Source organism: Marinobacter alexandrii, from assembly GCA_039984955.1.
Classification (GTDB): Bacteria; Bacteroidota; Bacteroidia; order Cytophagales; family Cyclobacteriaceae; genus Ekhidna.
Window position 1 is genome coordinate 68,691 of record JBDWTN010000001.1, and the last position, 16,212, is coordinate 84,902.

Sequence of the window (16,212 nt, forward strand, 5' to 3'; positions counted from 1 at the left end):
GCTAATATAAGTACTAGTTACTATTCGTTTTCTACGTATAAAACCTGATTTTTACCTTATAGTTTCATACAACTACATTAATAATACGATGATTAGACTCATATATTTCCTTGTTATATTTTATGGATGCACTTCTGAACGCCAAGAAGTAGTGGCTATTGTTCAATCTGAAGAGTTGCTTGAGCTTCAATCTCAAGGAATTAAAGTGGTTGATATTAGAACACTTGATGAATTCAATGCAGGTCATATTCCAGATGTTATTCATATTGACTTTTTCGCGGAGAACTTCCTTGAAAAGATGAGCGCGCTCAATGTAGATCAAGTGGTAATTCATTGTGCTAGTGGTGGTAGAAGCGGAAAGGCTTCTAAAATTTTGCAAAAAGCGGGTTTTAAGAAAGTGTATGATTATTCCGGAGGATTTAATGAATGGAAAACAAAAGGGTTGAAAATTGACAAATAGCAATTGTGTTTCTGGGAAAGTGCGTTTCGAGCTGAAAGAATTGGCTGAAGAGTCGTTAATTCAGCATCACATAAGAAATAATTATCAAAGAGGACAAGGGCCTTTGAATGTTTATCAATGCTTGGATTGCGGAAATTGGCATTTCACTTCAAAAGGAGATAGCCATGAAATGTTTGAGGACCCTGAGGTAATTAGAAAAATTAATCATGAACGTAGAGGTCTAGAATGGGAGCAAAGACTTAAATAAAAAAACCGCTTCGTTGGGCCGAAGCGGTTTGGAGATCCAACGTTTTATTATGAGAAGATTAATAATTATGTCGAATCCTTACTCAAATAGAATCAATTTGCATTTATTTGGTTGCAGGAATTTACATTAACGGTTATTAAATAATTGTGAACATGACTCAAGAACAGATAATAGAAAGATTAAGGAAAGGAAATGAAAGCTTTTCAAATAATAAATTAGCTCATGAACTTCAAAATCAAGATCGTAGGTCAGTCCTTGTCAGTGGTCAAGCCCCTTGGGCAATTATATTGAGTTGCGCAGATAGTCGTGTAGTTCCAGAATTGGCTTTCGATACCGGTCTTGGAGAGCTTTTTGTGTTGAGAGTGGCAGGAAATATAGCAAATACAGATACTATAGCAAGTATTGAATATGCCGTGGCGCATTTGGATACTCAAGTAATTGTTGTGCTAGGGCATGAAAGCTGTGGTGCGGTTGGTGCTGCATTATCCGGAGGAGACAATGGCTATAACCTAAATCATCTATTGGCACAAATAGAGCCCGCAAAGGCTCAAGCAGAAAATTCTGATGTTAACACGGTTGTTAAAAAGAATGCAGAGCTGTCTGCTAACGATTTATATGATCGGTCTAAAATTTTAAGGAATTCTGTAGAAGCAGGAAACTTGAAGATTGTCTCTGCTTTTTATAACCTCGGCAGTGGTAAAGTTGATTTTTTATAGAGAATGTAAGTTTTGATTGAAACCTATGAACAAACTCTTCTAATTCTCATTTGAATCACGTATCATAAAGTTGATTCGCTGCATATCCCCAGATAATTCATTGATATGGGTATGTTCGATATCAATTTTTTCTTTTTCCTGAAAACTCTTAGCTATTTCTTTTTCCACTAGCTTGAAAGCATCAATAGCCTTGGAAAACTGTTTAACTAGAGCTGTTGTGTGATACAGTTTCTGGTAAAATTCTGTAAGCATTCGATTGTGCCTAGTGTAATATTCTAAAGGTGGGGTTGAGTTATTAATGCTTGATAAAAGAGCTTCGAAATCCGCCATTGAACGTTTATCTATATCTTCCAATTGTGGTAAATAGTGGAAATGAATATATTCCTTTAGTACTGAAAGTGATAAGAGTAATTCCTTTTCTGATGAAAGCACATGGGCCTGTATTTTCCTTTTTTTTGTTGGATTGAGTCCATTTACATTGCTTGGAAGTATGCCGCTGACGACACCCCCTAAGCCAAATATCCCACTAATGGTTTCTGTAGTACCCTTTAAGGCACGATAAACATTGAACCCATTTGGAATGAGTAAGTAATATTCTTGAATATAATTGTCTACATATTTAGTGTGAACAAGAATGCTGTCTGGAACTTTGATTGATTCTTCATAAGCGTTAATAGAATTGATTATCATGGAAACACGCAAAGAATCTGAAGTTTGGAGAGAGCTTTCTAGGTTTTTGGATTCTAAGTTTAGATCAGCAATGTTTACGGTCAGTTCTCGATATTGCCTGGGGTAATTGGCGATGGCTTCAAAGTAATTATGAGACATTTTTAGCTGGCTTTTGCTAAGTGGCGCACATGAGGCAATGATTAGAAGACCAATTAGAAGGATTCCAGTGCTCAATTTCATGACTTAAATCTCATAAGTATTAAGTTAATAATGATATTATCACAGCCTTTTATAAATAAAAGTCAAAGTTATATTTGAAACTTCATGGATAAAGTACTCAAAGAATTAGTTGGCTTTAGAAAAGAACTCCACCAATATCCTGAGGTTTCACAAAATGAAACACAAACTCAAAAAAGGATCATTCAATTTTTAAGTAACCAAGAGATACAGGCTAGAAAAATAGGCAAAACTGGAGTGTATGTTTTGTTTGATTCAGGAATCGATGGAAAGATGATAATGCTTCGTTCAGATCATGATGCATTGCCGATCCAAGAGATAAATAATTTTGAACATAAATCAACAATCGAGGGAGTTTCACACAAGTGTGGACATGATGGGCATACGGCGATTATGTGTGGAGTAGCAAAGCATTTTCGAGAGAATCCAATAGACCGTGGTAGGCTGTTGCTTCTGTTTCAGCCAGCAGAAGAAAATGGCGAAGGAGCTAAAGCAGTATTAAATGATCCAAATTTTGATTTTAGGCCAGATTTAGTTTTTGCTTTTCATAACCTACCTGGATATCCACTTCGGAGAGTCGTTGTAAAAGAAGGAAGCTTTAATGCTGCAGTAAAAAGTATCATTATTGAATTGAATGGAAAAACTGCTCATGCAGCTGAACCAGAGATGGGAACTAATCCTGCCAAAACTATATCAGAACTCATAACCATGTTTGATGAAGAGAATCAGCCAGATATAGATAGGGATGATTTCGCTTTAACCACCCCCGTTCATGTTCAACTGGGAGAGATTTCTTATGGTGTATCCGCGGGACACGCACAAGTACATTATACCATAAGAACTTGGAGTAGTGAGATGATGTATGAATTGATGGATCGTTTGGTGAATCGAATTGATCAGATTTGCGAGTCAAATAATATCAAAAACACAATTCACTGGACAGAAGCTTTTGAAGCGAGTAAAAACGATGCTAATGCTGTCCAGTTGATCAAATCAGCAGCGATTGAGAATAGCCTGGCTTTGGACGAAAGAGATCGTCCATTTAAATGGGGAGAAGACTTTGGACTGTTTACGCAACGTTTTACAGGTGCAATGTTTGGTATTGGGTCTGGAGAAGAATGTCCTGCACTGCATAATCCCGATTACGACTTTCCTGATGGAATCATTGAAACGGGAATATCAATGTTTGTGACAATAGTTAAAAAAGCAATTGATATCTAGATAATTTCAATTAAAATTATAATGAAAATCGAGTATTTCGAATTAGAAAGATAGTTCCTACTTTTGCCGCCAAACCTAATTACCATGTCCGCAGATTTTCAAAGCAAGAAGCTTGGATACTTCTTCAGAATTTTAGATTTAAATAGTAATGGCAGCCTTCAAATGGACGATTTCTCTGAAATGGTTGAGAAGGTTCGCTTAAGGCTGGATTATGAGCCAAATAGTAAAGAACATCAGCGAATCACCAATAAGGCGGTAAAGCTTTTCAATTCCTTGGTGAAGGACATTAAACCATTCTCATTTAATCAAGTGACAGAAGGAGAGTGGGTTGAGTTTTTTATGAAGGAAGTCATTTTATCCAATGACGAGGATGCTCTGGATGAGTATAAAGAATTGATCTTCAACTTCATGTTTGACTTTTTTGATCAAAATCGAGATGGTTTTATTTCGAAGAAAGAATATGAAGATTTCTATGACATTTTTGGGATAGATAGAAACTACAGCGATAAGGCATTCAGCCTTCTGGATAAGACTCAGAGCTACAAGCTTTCTCGTTATGACCTGATGACAGCAGTAGAAGAATTTTTAGCTTCCGATGATCCAACACTACATGGCAACTGGATTTTTGGAAATTGGGATTCAGAACCTCATGTAGTAGATATTTAAGTTAGCGCGTCAAGAATTGTTTCATCCACCAAATTAGGTAAGGTCACTTTTAACTCAGGCGTACGAGCCATCTCTCGCTTTATAGCAAAGAGAGCTTCATTATTTCTAGCCCAGCTTCGTCGGGAGATGCCATTGTTTACATCAAAGAAAAGCATGTTCTTAAGTCTTCTATCCGCTTCTTGAGATCCATCTAGTAGCATACCAAATCCACCATTCATCACTTCTCCCCAGCCAACACCGCCACCATTGTGAATGGACACCCATGTGGCTCCTCTAAAGCTATCACCAATGACATTTTGTATTGCCATGTCTGCAGTGAACTTGCTTCCATCGTATATGTTGCTAGTTTCACGATAGGGAGAGTCCGTTCCACTTACATCATGATGATCTCTGCCCAAAACAATGGGAGCTGAGATATCGCCAGACTTGATTGCTTGATTAAATGCTTCTGCAATCTTTGCTCGTCCTTCAGCATCAGCGTAAAGAATACGAGCTTGGGAACCAACAACAAGATTGTTTTTTTCAGCTTCTTCAATCCAGCAGATGTTGTCCTGCATTTGCTGCTGAATTTCTGGAGGTGATTGAGTCTTCACCTCTCGCATTACTTTGAGTGCTAGCTGATCAGATTTTCTTAAATCTTCAGACTCTCCAGATGTACAAACCCATCTAAAAGGACCGAATCCATAATCAAAGCACATAGGTCCAAGGATATCCTGAACGTATGACGGATATCTAAAATCAATGCCATTTTCATGCATGACATCAGCGCCAGCGCGCGATGATTCTAATAAGAATGCATTTCCATAATCAAAAAAGTATGTACCCCTTTCTACATGCTTATTGACTATCGCGGCATGTCTTCTTAAAGATTCCTGAACATGCTTTTTAAACTCCTCAGGGTTGTTTCTGATTAAGCTATTCGATTCTTCAAAGGATAACCCTACAGGATAATATCCACCTGACCATGGATTGTGGAGAGATGTTTGATCTGAGCCTAGTTCTATTAGGATTTCATCTTTATAAAATTTTTCCCATACATCTACGATGTTTCCGACAAACGCAATAGAGACCACTTCACTATTGGTTTTTGCATGAGAAACCCTCTTTACAAGGGTTTCCAGATCTTCAATTATTTCATCTACCCAGCCTTGTTCATGACGTTTGTGTGCAGCATTGGAGTTCACTTCTGCACATACAGTAATGCAACCTGCGATATTGCCAGCTTTAGGCTGAGCTCCACTCATACCTCCTAAACCCGCTGTTAAGAAAATTTTTCCGGCCGGAGACACATGGGCTCCAAGTTTTTTTCTGAATGCATTCATTACAGTGATGGTGGTGCCGTGGACAATACCCTGCGGTCCAATGTACATATATGATCCTGCTGTCATCTGTCCATATTGGGTAACGCCAAGCGCATTAAATTTCTCCCAATCATCTGGCTGAGAATAGTTGGGAATCATCATGCCATTGGTGACAACAACCCGAGGTGCTTCTTTATCGGAAGGAAACAACCCCATTGGATGGCCTGAGTATATATGGAGTGTCTGCTTATCTGACATAGTCGCCAGATACTTCATTGTGAGAAGATATTGAGCCCAATTTTGAAACACGGCACCATTTCCTCCGTAGGTGATCAGTTCTTCGGGATGCTGAGCGACTTCAGGATCGAGATTGTTCTGTATCATCAGCATAATGGCTGCTGCTTGTTGAGATTTTGCAGGGTAATCCGAAATAGCGCGAGCTTTCATCTCATATTCGGGCATAAATCGATACATATAGATTCTGCCATACTCGTTGAGTTCTTCTAGAAATTCTGTAGCTAACTCACCATGCCATTCTGAGATGAAATAGCGTAAAGCATTTTTTATTGCGAGCCTTTTTTCATCTGTACTCAAAATATTTTTTCTTTTTGGTGCGCGATTCACATCAGTTTTCAATGCTTTTTTAGCAGGTAGGGTAGATGGTATCCCTTGAAGGATTTGCTCTTTAAATGTCATCGGTATTCCTATTAATATTCATCAAACTCTGTACTGAACTCGTTCTCTAGCTTTGCTACTTGATTAGCGACATGGATCAATTCATTACTTTTGATCATTTCAATTGCAATTTCCATGGTCTCATTCATAACCCCATCTTTTGTAATGTGATCAATTTTGGAACGGACATGATTATGAATGGCTTCCATGGTTTTGCTTGATTTTAATGGTCGATGGAAGTCTACAGCTTGGGCCGCACAAAACAATTCCACACCAATTATTTTTTGAACATTTTCAATAACTCTCAGTGCTTTTCGACCTCCAATGGATCCCATACTAACATGATCTTCTTGACCTAACGAGGTGGGTATGCTGTCTGCACTAGCAGGGAAGCACAAGCCTTTATTTTCACTAACTAAAGCCGCTGTTGTATACTGAGGAATCATGAATCCTGAATTAGTTCCTGTTTCTTTGAGTAAGAGTTTGGGAACTCCAGGAGTGTCGCCTTCAAGTGATAAATAGATCCTTCGATCCGAAATATTACCAACCTCCGCAGCAGCTAGACAAGCATAATCTAAGGGTAATGCCATCGGTTGACCGTGGAAATTCCCTCCGCTTATTGTATGATTTTCACTAAACACCACAGGGTTATCAGTAACTGAGTTGATTTCAACTTCCAACATTTCTTTTATATGTAGCCATGCATTTCTAGATGCGCCATGCACTTGTGGTATACATCTTAGAGAGTATGGATCTTGAACTCTTGCACAGTTAGCATGAGAGTGAACCACTTCTGACCCTTCCAATAAATGATTGATATGTGCTGCTACATATTTATTGCCTTTGTATGCTCTTAGTTCATGTAACTCTGGAGAAAGAGGTCTTACTGATGCAAGCAATCCTTCTATCATCATTGCTCCTGTGATGTCTGCATGTGTCAAAACATTTTGCAGTTTTTCAACAATGGAAACCCCATGAGCCGCAATAAACTGAGTTCCATTGATCAGTCCTAATCCTTCTTTTGCCCTTAAATCAATGGGTTTAAGATCATACTTGGTAAGTATTTGATCTGTTGGAACAAATGAATTATTGATTTTTACTTTGCCTAGACCTATTAAGGGAAGAAATAAGTGGGAGAGAGGGGCAAGATCCCCTGAAGCCCCTACTGAACCTTGTTCAGGAACCAAAGGGATAATGTTTTCATCAATGTGCCAGATGATTCGATCGATTGTAGATTCCTGCACTCCTGAATACCCTTTGGCAAGTGCATGTACCTTCAAAATCATCATCAACTTGGATAATTCATCTGATATAGGATCTCCAAGACCAACCGCATGACTCATGAGTAAGTTTTTCTGAAGTGTATTTGTCTCTTCTTTGGATATCTGTGTTGTGCATAATGGTCCAAAACCAGTGTTTATGCCATAAACAGCTTCATCACCTTCTGCAATGGTTTTCACGGCTTGAGCACTTTTTTGAATAGCTTCCCGGGTTTTCGCGGATAGTAAACCTTTGGTGAGACCCCTTGCAATAGATAATGATATTCCAGCTGTCAAGTGATCCTCTCCGTAATGAAAAATTGAAGGTGTAGTAGCCATAATATAAAGTTGTTATAGCAACAAAGTTAAAAGAGTTAAGCTTCAAAAAAACAACTCTTGTGCAGTTCTAAATGTATTGGAATGAGCTTGTAGGATATCTCGAATATCTTTTGAATATCCACCGCCCATTGATGCGACTAGCGGGATGGAATTATCCCTCGCGGATTCGATTACAATCTTGTCTCTATTCTTGCACCCTTCAATGCTCAGGCCTAATCTCCCAAGTTTGTCTGTTTTTAAAACATCAACTCCTGACTGATAAAAAATAAAGTCTGGCTCTACTTTATCTAGAAGATGCTTGAGGTTTTGATCCAAAAGATTCAAATAAGTACGGTCATCTGTTCCATCTTTCAAAGGGATATCTAAATCAGATTGTTCTTTATGAAGGGGATAATTATGTGCACCATGCATGCTGAAAGTGAATACGCTAGCTTCATCTTGAAAAATCTCAGCAGTTCCATTTCCTTGATGAACATCTAAATCAACCACAAGCACTTGATGCGCTTTGCCATTATCCAGAAGATACCTGGAAGCAATGGCAATGTCATTTAATAAACAGAACCCTTCTGCTCGATCCGTAAATGCGTGATGTGTTCCTCCTGCAACATTCATAGCGATACCATATTCTAAGGCATAATCTGCACATTGTATGGTGCCTCCATTGATGGTGATTTCTCTTTTTACCAATGTTTCTGAAATGGGAAACCCGCTTTTACGTTCTTCTTGTCTCGTAAAGTCTAGAGATCGAAGTTTTTTCCAGTATCCAGGCGTATGCACTGATAGTATTTCTTTTTCTGTCAACTCTCGAGGAGCAAAAATGCTGGATTCTTCAATCGTACCTTCATGTAATAGTTGCTTTGGTAAAAGGTCATATTTTTCCATCGGAAACCTATGTCCATGAGGGAGAGGGTGATTGTAAACTTGTGACCAGGCAACTTTAAGCATAGAATGCTAACACTATACTATGACTTTAGTTTTGATGGATCTTTTGGTAATCTAAGTCTGATCGCAGTACCCATTCCCGGTTCTGAAGCGATGGTAATATCTCCTCCATGTTGTTTGACAATTCTATTTGCAATAGCCAGACCTAGTCCAGTACCTTTTCCAGGATCTTTTGTTGTATAGAATGGATCAAAAATTTGATATTGTTTTTCAGGAGGAATCCCTTCTCCGTTATCCTCTACAATGATGTTTAGGAATTCACCTTGCTCTTTTGTCCTAAGCCAGATTTTTCCTTCTTTGGGTACAGCATGGATTGAATTTGCAAGTAGGTTTAATATTACCTGATGAAGCTGACCTGAATTGCCCTTAATCGTAGATAAATCACAAAAATCTTTGTTCACTTCAATGCCTATTTTCAGTTCATGATTTAGAATACCAAGGCAATTATTGATAATTGAATCAATGTTACACTCTTGATCAAAAGTAGGACTGCTATAGTTGAAATGATTTAGACTTTTCACAATATTGCCAATCCGATCAACACCTTCTTTCATGATTAGCAAATACTGAGAACTTGACTCTGTGGCACTCCCATTCATGGATTCTATTTCTGTTTGCAGCCCCTCCACACTACCCTTGAGAAAATTCAATGGATTATTTATTTCATGGCTAACCCCTGCGAGAAGAATCCCTAGAGACGCCATCTTTTCTGAGTGAATTAACTGTGATTGGGTACTTTGTAAGTCTTCCAAGGTGTCCTCTGCTTTTTCTCGCTCCTCAATCAATTTATCATATGTCTTGTTTTGATTTTTGATTACAAAATACCCAACAAGTATGGTTAGTAAAAATGAAATTAATATGTGAAAAAAATTGCTCTGTGCTACAACCTCAGGAGCAAGCGTGATGGAATAAATTTGATGCCTTTCCATTATAAAGGAACTTGCTATGAAGAATACGACAAGAGCGAAAGAAATGAAAAAGTAATTAGCTTCCTTTCTAATATTGAAGAACAATGGAAGACAAAATAGGATAGGAAAGAATGAAGTTAATGCGGAGTAGTCCACATTAAATACGTGATATGTAATCCAAAGACTAAAACTGTTCAGGACAAACAGAATTGTTTTGGCTAAACCATGCTTTGTAAGTGAATTGAAAACAAGTGCTACCAGTGTGAGGGTGAGCATACTTGAGGCGAGCCAAATGGAGAAAGACTGGCTATAATAAATACCATACCATATATAGAACAAGTATGCGACAACAGGAATCATCGCTGTGATATTTGTAAGTCTGACAATCTGAGCTTCCTCGATTCTCAAATCATCTTTGATTCCTAGATTTACAAGTTTACGTATCACAAAATAAAATTCTCACATGCAAAATATAGAATTATCAATTGATAAGTACCATTATGAGTGACCGTTCATAAAACTTAATCTTGATTAAAAAAATGATGCTTATTAATCTGATTATCTTTATAAACCATTAAACTTCTTTAAAACAACACCATTATGCCTAAAATGACCATTTCTAGATCAATTACTATTGACGCATCAAAAGAGAAGGTATTCTCATTCATTAACGATTTTAATCAATGGGTACAGTGGTCTCCCTGGCTACTTATGGAACCAGAGGCTAATGTTATTGTAGCTGATGATGCCAAATCATATGAATGGAAGGGAAATAGAGTGGGAGAGGGCAATATGAAAATCTTGGAAGAAAAGGAAAATGAATTTATTAGATGCGAACTTAATTTCTTGAAGCCTTGGAAATCATTTGCGAAAACAGCATTCAATATAGAAGAGGCAAAGGATGGAACAGAGGTCACTTGGACCATGGACAGTTCATTACCATTTTTTATGTTCTGGATGAAAAAATCGATGCAAGCATACGTTGGAGCTGACTATGAAAGAGGCTTGGACATGCTCAAGGTTTTGATAGAAAAAGGTAGCATTCCTTCTAAATTATCGTTCGATGGGATTTCTTCCTTCGAAGGATGCAAATGGGTGGGAATTCGTACTAAATCTTCTCTGGACATAGTCGCAACTCAGATGCAGGCTGATTTTGCCATGCTCGGAGCTTTTACTGAAGAAAACAAAGATTTGGTTGCAGGGAGTCCATTTACAACGTATCATAAATGGGATATACTTAAAGGAAACGTTGATTATACTGCGTCCATTCCAGTTAAAGAAATTCCAGACTCATTACCCGATCAATTTGTTAGTGGGATAATTCCATCACTAATTGCCTATAAACTCAAGCATACAGGATCATATTCCCATCTTGGGAATGCATGGAGCACTGGTTATGCTATGATGCGTAATAAGGAGTTTAAATATAAAAAAGGCATAGACACCTTTGAAATATATTTAAATAACCCTCAGGAAACAAATGAGAAAAACCTAGAGACCGTTCTTCACTTCCCAGTTCGTTGATTAATCTAAACCTACAATCCTAGGCTTTTTCACGGTTGGGCTTTCAAAGAACCTTGGAGCAGAAAGATTAACCTTGAAGTAAAAGACCTGACCTTCGATAGGAGGTTCTGGAAATATGGACACTCTGAATTCAAAGGTGTTGAAGACGAGGCTTTCATTTCGTATCCGTACTCCACCCCCAAAGTTGTAGTACGTTTCTGAAAAGGGCGTAGAAATCCTAGACTCTTGAACATGTCCAATCCCAAGGTGGGCATAAGTTGCAAACCTGAACCCGTAGAAATACCAGGGTTGAAAGACTACATATTCTGAAGAAAGTGATATAACTCTATCACCTTCTATTTGATTTCCTTCAATACTTCTAATTCTATTTTCGCCAACTAAACTTTGAGATTCAGGAATGGAAAGTCTATTTCCATTGAAGAAGTAAAACCGTGTAAATATTCTTGAATAAGCTCCATTTAGATCGATTAATGGAGTGAAGTGACGTCCTTTAAACTGGAAGATGACATTGGTTTTGAAATCATCTCTTAAGAAATAACCAGATTCTAAATCAAATAAAAAGTATCCTTTTTTCTTATTGTAAGTAGAAAAACTCCCTAGGAACCCCCTGTAGTTCCTAGTGCCAAACTCAGTCCAATCTTTTCCTAATAGAAACGAAAACAAATATCCAACAGGTACATCCTCAGTAATGTTAAATGAGAGAATGTTTTTGGTTTTCAAGAAATTGATTTGACTAAAAGAAACTGCACCAACCAAGAAATGATGATTATGATAGATCTCGTTACTATCTATTTGAACGATAGGTCTTTCTGAGAAATTATCATGATCCAATCTGAGAGCTAGACTAAGGCTTCTACGCTCTTGCAGTAAAAAAGACCGAGCCGCCCATATATCGTAACTTTTCCGCTCAATGCTAAAGTTTTCTTCATAAAGCGAATCGGCAAATACCAAATCTCTAATAGGCTGAACATGTTCAAAAGTGGCTTCCCCATTATACTTTATATCTGGAGATACAAAGTTTCTACTAAACGTAATCCCCTTACTTTTCCCACGGTAGTTGTCAGATACAAACAGAGTAGCATCTATGAATGAATCGTCAACATTTCTAATGGTATACTGAGCATCAAACCCATGTGATGGCACATCATTCTTGGCATATAAATATCCAACTCCAAATTCATTTCCAGTACCCAAAATATTTTGATTGATGAAGCCTACCCTAAAAGCACTATTTTCATCAATGGAAAGATCTGGAGACCAAGGAAACCGATCCTTAGATATTACAGTGACTATCACACCATTGGTATCATCCGGATCTATTTTTAGCTTGATCCGAATATCTTCAATGTAAGCTAATGACCGTATAACACGTTCAGTATCAGCCACCTCGAATGGGTCTACTTTATCTCTTATGTTAAAAAGTAAATGTTTCTTGATTACATTTTTTCTGGTATTTTGGTGCAATTGATTACTTAATTCACCTATACTTGATTGAGCTTTCCTTGTGGTATCATTGATGTCACCCCCCAGAATATCTACAGTGACGAATTGGATAGAATTAATTGTTTTACCTTCAAATTCTTCAAAGAAAGATTCACTTTTCACAGGTTCAGTGTCTGTGATACCACCTTGCGTTGGATTACTGTTTATCAGTAAATTATAGAGTTCTTTGGTGACTCGACTTTGACGAGCTACAGCATAAACCGAATCATAAAAGCCATCAGAAAGAACATATTTATTATCATAAACTCGATATGAAATTGTATCAGAAATGAAGATAATAGTGTCTTTTTTGGGGATAAAGATGGAGTCAGAAATAATTAACGCCTGCTTCTGCGTTAATCTAACTGTATCTAAAGAAGATTGGGCATAAATCCCATTCATGAATATTAAAAAGAATAAAAGACTACCAACTACCTTGTTCACAAATTCCTAACGGGTAAATTTTGAAGGCAAGTATATCAATAAGTTGTAATGATACTAGACAGATTAAAAACCTTTATTAAGAATTTTGTGCGATGTAAGGACAATGACTATTCACGGGAAGTAAATAAACAGTTGATTAAGTAGGTGAATAATAATATCGTATAAAACGGTTTAATTTTGGTTCCAAATTTAATTTCATCTAGTCAAACACTTGACTTTTCAAAATACTAATTTGGGCTATTGTTTTTAGTAAGTTGACTTGCAGAACCATTGATTTCCAAGAACGCTTGTTCTAAAAGTTTAGTCGCTTCTTTATCATTGGGATTAATCTTTTGGGCTTTTTCAAGATATTTTAAAGCTTGTGTTGAATTGTCACCTTTATTAGAATACCTTAAGTAATACCTTCCTACTTCTCTATTAGATCCAAAATGGTCTTTGTCCATCTTAAGTACCTTGTTAAATGATGCTAAGCTTTTATCGTGATTATTTTCTTTAGCATAAAGAAGACCATTTAAGAAAAGAAGTTGTAAATCGTTCGGGTATGCTTCTAATGCAAGATCAGATAGAACAAGTGCTGTATGAGGCATTTTTCGATCTATATATCGCTGAATTTGAATTACTGAAAAAGATAAGTTGTCTTTGAATTTTTCATTCACCTCTTCAAGAATTCTATCTACCTCAGCGAATTCTTCAACGGCATACAAGTGTTCCAAGATCAGCTTATATGCAAAATCTTCTTTATAGCCATTGCCTATTAATTTTCTACAATATTGGACTGATTTATTTGAAAAATTTAGCTCTTCTGATTTGAGTATAAGATCGTAGTAAAACTCGTTTGTTGGTTTTCCTATTTCAGCCATCAAGTGAGCTGCATGATCTCTTGAGATAAAATACGCATGAGGATGATTATTTTGCAGTTGCTCATCTGATAACATAATTAGGTTCTCTATCAATGCAGATAATCTTTGATCCATCTCCTTTTTGTGCTGAACACTCTCAGTATTCTTAAAGTAAACCTCATAAGACTCAGCGATCTTTTCTGAAACCTCTACATTCTCTGATAATCGTAACCTGTTGGAGTAAAACTCAGTGTTGATCATGAAGTAATAATACATAGCACTGGTAAGTTCCTCTTTTGATTCGAAAGGTTGCTTTATGGCTTGATTGATTTCTTCTTTTGCAATGCCATAATTGTGCGCATTAAAATGTTTTATGGCTTTCTTGAGATCCTGGTTTTGCGAAAAGCAGTTTGTGAGAGATAAAGCAGCGATAATAATGAAGGTGAATCTTTTCATAATCCACGTAAATTAAGTATTCAGAGCAGGTATAATAAATTGATTAGCCAAAAGAGAGAAATGCTTAGATGAATCGACCTAAAACATCTTTTGGAGTTTTCCACTCATGAATATATTCAGCATATTCTTCCAGGCAGAAAGAAAATTTAAGACTATTATTTATTCTACGGAGATATTACTATAAACCGATAACTATCAACAGACAGAATCTAATAAAGAAAATACGTCCGACTTTCAACCAAAACCTTTTGGAATTAGAGAATAGTATTGCTTACTCTTTTTCGATGTTTTCTTCATCGTTGAGCTTCTGGTTGATTTCCCTTAATGCATTATCCAGTTCAGTGGCAGATTCATGAATGCTTTTATTTATAAAATCAAGATTTTCAGAATCCCCCGGTTTATAAAGGTCAACAAGGCCGAGTATACGAGCTAGAGGAGCACGTACAATATGAGAGTTAGAGGAGATATATTCCTTTAGTTGCTGATTCCTTTTTTCCAGTTCTTTAGCGCGTCGATTGACCATCATTTCCAGGTCGTTATTCATCTCTGTTATTTCACTATTAGCCTGACGCAATTTTTCTGCTTGTGATTCTATCTGATAGTTTAGTTTTTGTAGTGCTTTGTTGGCCATCTTATTACGAGAGTAATTCTTGTAGATGAGATAAGAGATGAAAAACATCGCTAGTAGCCCAGCAATGAGTGTATTTCGAACCCAAATAGCATTATTTAAAGCTTTCTGTTGCTCGAGTTGAGTCTGCTTTTGTTTTGCTTCTTTTATAATCTGTTCATTATCAAGCTCATACTTCGCTTCCTGAAAAGCCATTCGTTTTGCTAAATCCCTATTGAACAATGAGTCATCTAATGCTTTGTAAAGTTTATGATACATCAGAGCTTTATTAAACATGCTTCGTTGCTCATACAATTCTGACAAGTATAGAGAAGCTTGTTTTCTCTGCGGACGTAAGTGAATTTTTGTAGCTACATCGAAAGCTTCTTTGAAAGCATGTTCAGCTTTCTGCACAACGCCCGATTTCATATACATCCTACCTTCATCTATGAGTGTCAAACTCAAAATGTATTGATTGTCGAGTGCTAACGCCATTTCCTTTGACTTATTCAAGTAGAATTCTGCAGAATCGTAATGATCTATTAGCATGTAAGTACTTCCAAGATTGTAAACAGGTAAGATTTCAATATTCTGGTCATGAACTTCTATGCCAAGTTTAAGTGATTGATATAGATACTCCATCGCAAGAATATATTCATCTTGTTTCTTGTAGATATGCCCGATATTATTCAAGATGATACTTTGTCGGGATGAATCTTTCAGTTTTGCAAATAGAGCTGCTGCCGCTTTGTAATTGCTCAATGCTCTATCATAATCATCAATGAAATTATAAATCATGCCTATATTATTGAGACATGCAGCGATTTTAGAAGTGTTTTGAAGAGAATCGTAAGTTTTTTTTACCTCCAGGTACAAGTTGAGTGCCAGGTAATAATTGCCAAGCGCTGCATAACCATTGGCCTGACGCATTTTAGCCTCAGTAGCACCGAAAGTATAGTTTATACGTTTGGCGAGTTGTTCACTTTTTTGTCCTATTAGGATGGTAGAGTCTGGATTGATGTTTATCAATACATAAGCTGCTTGATTCATCACTTCAACCAGGACGATTGTATCTTCTTCATGTTGCGCCAATTGATATAGACTATCTAGTTCGCGTTGAGCGTGCAATGCGAACGTGATGAGTCCTAGTGATAAAATGGTAAATGCTTTCAGTTTCAATAAATCAGCTTTAGGTCGATGATAACATTTCAAATTAACTA

At 37.0% G+C, this 16,212-nt stretch carries 14 protein-coding genes; 6 read left to right on the forward strand and 8 right to left on the reverse strand.

Features of this window, described 5'->3' with window-relative positions; translation table 11 throughout:
* The first annotated feature begins 88 nt into the window (after window positions 1-88).
* From ABJQ32_00200 to ABJQ32_00210, 3 genes are all read left to right on the forward strand, one after another.
* Window positions 89-460 (forward strand): rhodanese-like domain-containing protein, encoded by a 372-nt coding sequence (locus tag ABJQ32_00200; protein MEP5288032.1) that lies wholly within the window; start codon window positions 89-91, stop codon window positions 458-460.
* Window positions 450-707, forward strand: a complete 258-nt coding sequence (locus ABJQ32_00205; protein MEP5288033.1) for a hypothetical protein — start codon at window positions 450-452, stop codon at window positions 705-707. Before ABJQ32_00200 ends, ABJQ32_00205 begins: the two co-directional genes overlap by 11 nt.
* A 152-nt stretch (window positions 708-859) precedes the next feature.
* Entirely contained in the window at window positions 860-1,423 is a 564-nt protein-coding gene (locus ABJQ32_00210; protein ID MEP5288034.1) for a carbonic anhydrase, read from the forward strand.
* A 39-nt stretch (window positions 1,424-1,462) separates the two neighbouring features.
* Here ABJQ32_00210 and ABJQ32_00215 read toward each other — a convergent pair whose 3' ends face one another.
* Window positions 1,463-2,332: a hypothetical protein gene (locus ABJQ32_00215; protein MEP5288035.1), complete on the reverse strand. Its 870-nt coding sequence runs from the start codon at window positions 2,330-2,332 to the stop codon at window positions 1,463-1,465.
* Window positions 2,333-2,416: 84 nt separating this feature from the next.
* Between ABJQ32_00215 and ABJQ32_00220 the strand changes: the two genes are divergently transcribed.
* Window positions 2,417-3,550, forward strand: coding sequence for an amidohydrolase (locus ABJQ32_00220; protein MEP5288036.1), 1,134 nt, complete (start codon window positions 2,417-2,419; stop codon window positions 3,548-3,550).
* Between the two features lie 84 nt (window positions 3,551-3,634).
* The gene (locus tag ABJQ32_00225; GenBank protein ID MEP5288037.1) at window positions 3,635-4,216 is read left to right on the forward strand and encodes a hypothetical protein; all 582 of its coding nucleotides are present in this window, start codon (window positions 3,635-3,637) and stop codon (window positions 4,214-4,216) included.
* Here ABJQ32_00225 and ABJQ32_00230 read toward each other — a convergent pair.
* From ABJQ32_00230 to ABJQ32_00245, 4 genes are read right to left on the reverse strand one after another with little or no spacing between them, the layout of a single operon-like run.
* The gene (locus ABJQ32_00230) at window positions 4,213-6,213 is read right to left on the reverse strand and encodes a urocanate hydratase (GenBank protein ID MEP5288038.1); all 2,001 of its coding nucleotides are present in this window, start codon (window positions 6,211-6,213) and stop codon (window positions 4,213-4,215) included. The two genes, ABJQ32_00225 and ABJQ32_00230, sit on opposite strands and share 4 nt — an antisense overlap.
* An 11-nt stretch (window positions 6,214-6,224) precedes the next feature.
* Window positions 6,225-7,790: a histidine ammonia-lyase gene (gene hutH, locus ABJQ32_00235; GenBank protein MEP5288039.1), complete on the reverse strand. Its 1,566-nt coding sequence runs from the start codon at window positions 7,788-7,790 to the stop codon at window positions 6,225-6,227.
* Between the two features lie 42 nt (window positions 7,791-7,832).
* A complete protein-coding gene (locus ABJQ32_00240; protein ID MEP5288040.1) occupies window positions 7,833-8,735 on the reverse strand; it encodes a histone deacetylase in 903 nt (300 codons plus the stop codon).
* Window positions 8,736-8,752: 17 nt separating this feature from the next.
* Window positions 8,753-10,087, reverse strand: coding sequence for an ATP-binding protein (locus ABJQ32_00245; GenBank protein ID MEP5288041.1), 1,335 nt, complete (start codon window positions 10,085-10,087; stop codon window positions 8,753-8,755).
* Window positions 10,088-10,240: 153 nt separating this feature from the next.
* Between ABJQ32_00245 and ABJQ32_00250 the strand changes: the two genes are divergently transcribed.
* A complete protein-coding gene (locus ABJQ32_00250) occupies window positions 10,241-11,164 on the forward strand; it encodes an SRPBCC family protein (protein MEP5288042.1) in 924 nt (307 codons plus the stop codon).
* Here the strand turns inward: ABJQ32_00250 and ABJQ32_00255 are convergent, their stop codons facing one another.
* The 3 genes from ABJQ32_00255 to ABJQ32_00265 form a co-directional block, all read right to left on the reverse strand.
* Window positions 11,165-13,090: a hypothetical protein gene (locus ABJQ32_00255; GenBank protein MEP5288043.1), complete on the reverse strand. Its 1,926-nt coding sequence runs from the start codon at window positions 13,088-13,090 to the stop codon at window positions 11,165-11,167. It abuts the gene before it with no gap.
* Window positions 13,091-13,317: 227 nt separating this feature from the next.
* Entirely contained in the window at window positions 13,318-14,385 is a 1,068-nt protein-coding gene (locus tag ABJQ32_00260; GenBank protein ID MEP5288044.1) for a hypothetical protein, read from the reverse strand.
* A 271-nt stretch (window positions 14,386-14,656) separates the two neighbouring features.
* Complete coding sequence (locus ABJQ32_00265; GenBank protein MEP5288045.1) at window positions 14,657-16,171, reverse strand: tetratricopeptide repeat protein; 1,515 nt, start codon at window positions 16,169-16,171, stop codon at window positions 14,657-14,659.
* Between the last annotated feature and the right edge of the window lie 41 nt (window positions 16,172-16,212).

Coding starts and splice junctions, on each gene's coding strand:
- ABJQ32_00200 (MEP5288032.1), top strand. CDS start 89: ATGATTAGACTCATATATTTCCTTGTTATATTTTATGGATGCACTTCT.
- ABJQ32_00210 (MEP5288034.1), top strand. CDS start 860: ATGACTCAAGAACAGATAATAGAAAGATTAAGGAAAGGAAATGAAAGC.
- ABJQ32_00215 (MEP5288035.1), bottom strand. CDS start 2,332: ATGAAATTGAGCACTGGAATCCTTCTAATTGGTCTTCTAATCATTGCC.
- ABJQ32_00220 (MEP5288036.1), top strand. CDS start 2,417: ATGGATAAAGTACTCAAAGAATTAGTTGGCTTTAGAAAAGAACTCCAC.
- ABJQ32_00225 (MEP5288037.1), top strand. CDS start 3,635: ATGTCCGCAGATTTTCAAAGCAAGAAGCTTGGATACTTCTTCAGAATT.
- ABJQ32_00230 (MEP5288038.1), bottom strand. CDS start 6,213: ATGACATTTAAAGAGCAAATCCTTCAAGGGATACCATCTACCCTACCT.
- hutH (MEP5288039.1), bottom strand. CDS start 7,790: ATGGCTACTACACCTTCAATTTTTCATTACGGAGAGGATCACTTGACA.
- ABJQ32_00240 (MEP5288040.1), bottom strand. CDS start 8,735: ATGCTTAAAGTTGCCTGGTCACAAGTTTACAATCACCCTCTCCCTCAT.
- ABJQ32_00250 (MEP5288042.1), top strand. CDS start 10,241: ATGCCTAAAATGACCATTTCTAGATCAATTACTATTGACGCATCAAAA.
- ABJQ32_00260 (MEP5288044.1), bottom strand. CDS start 14,385: ATGAAAAGATTCACCTTCATTATTATCGCTGCTTTATCTCTCACAAAC.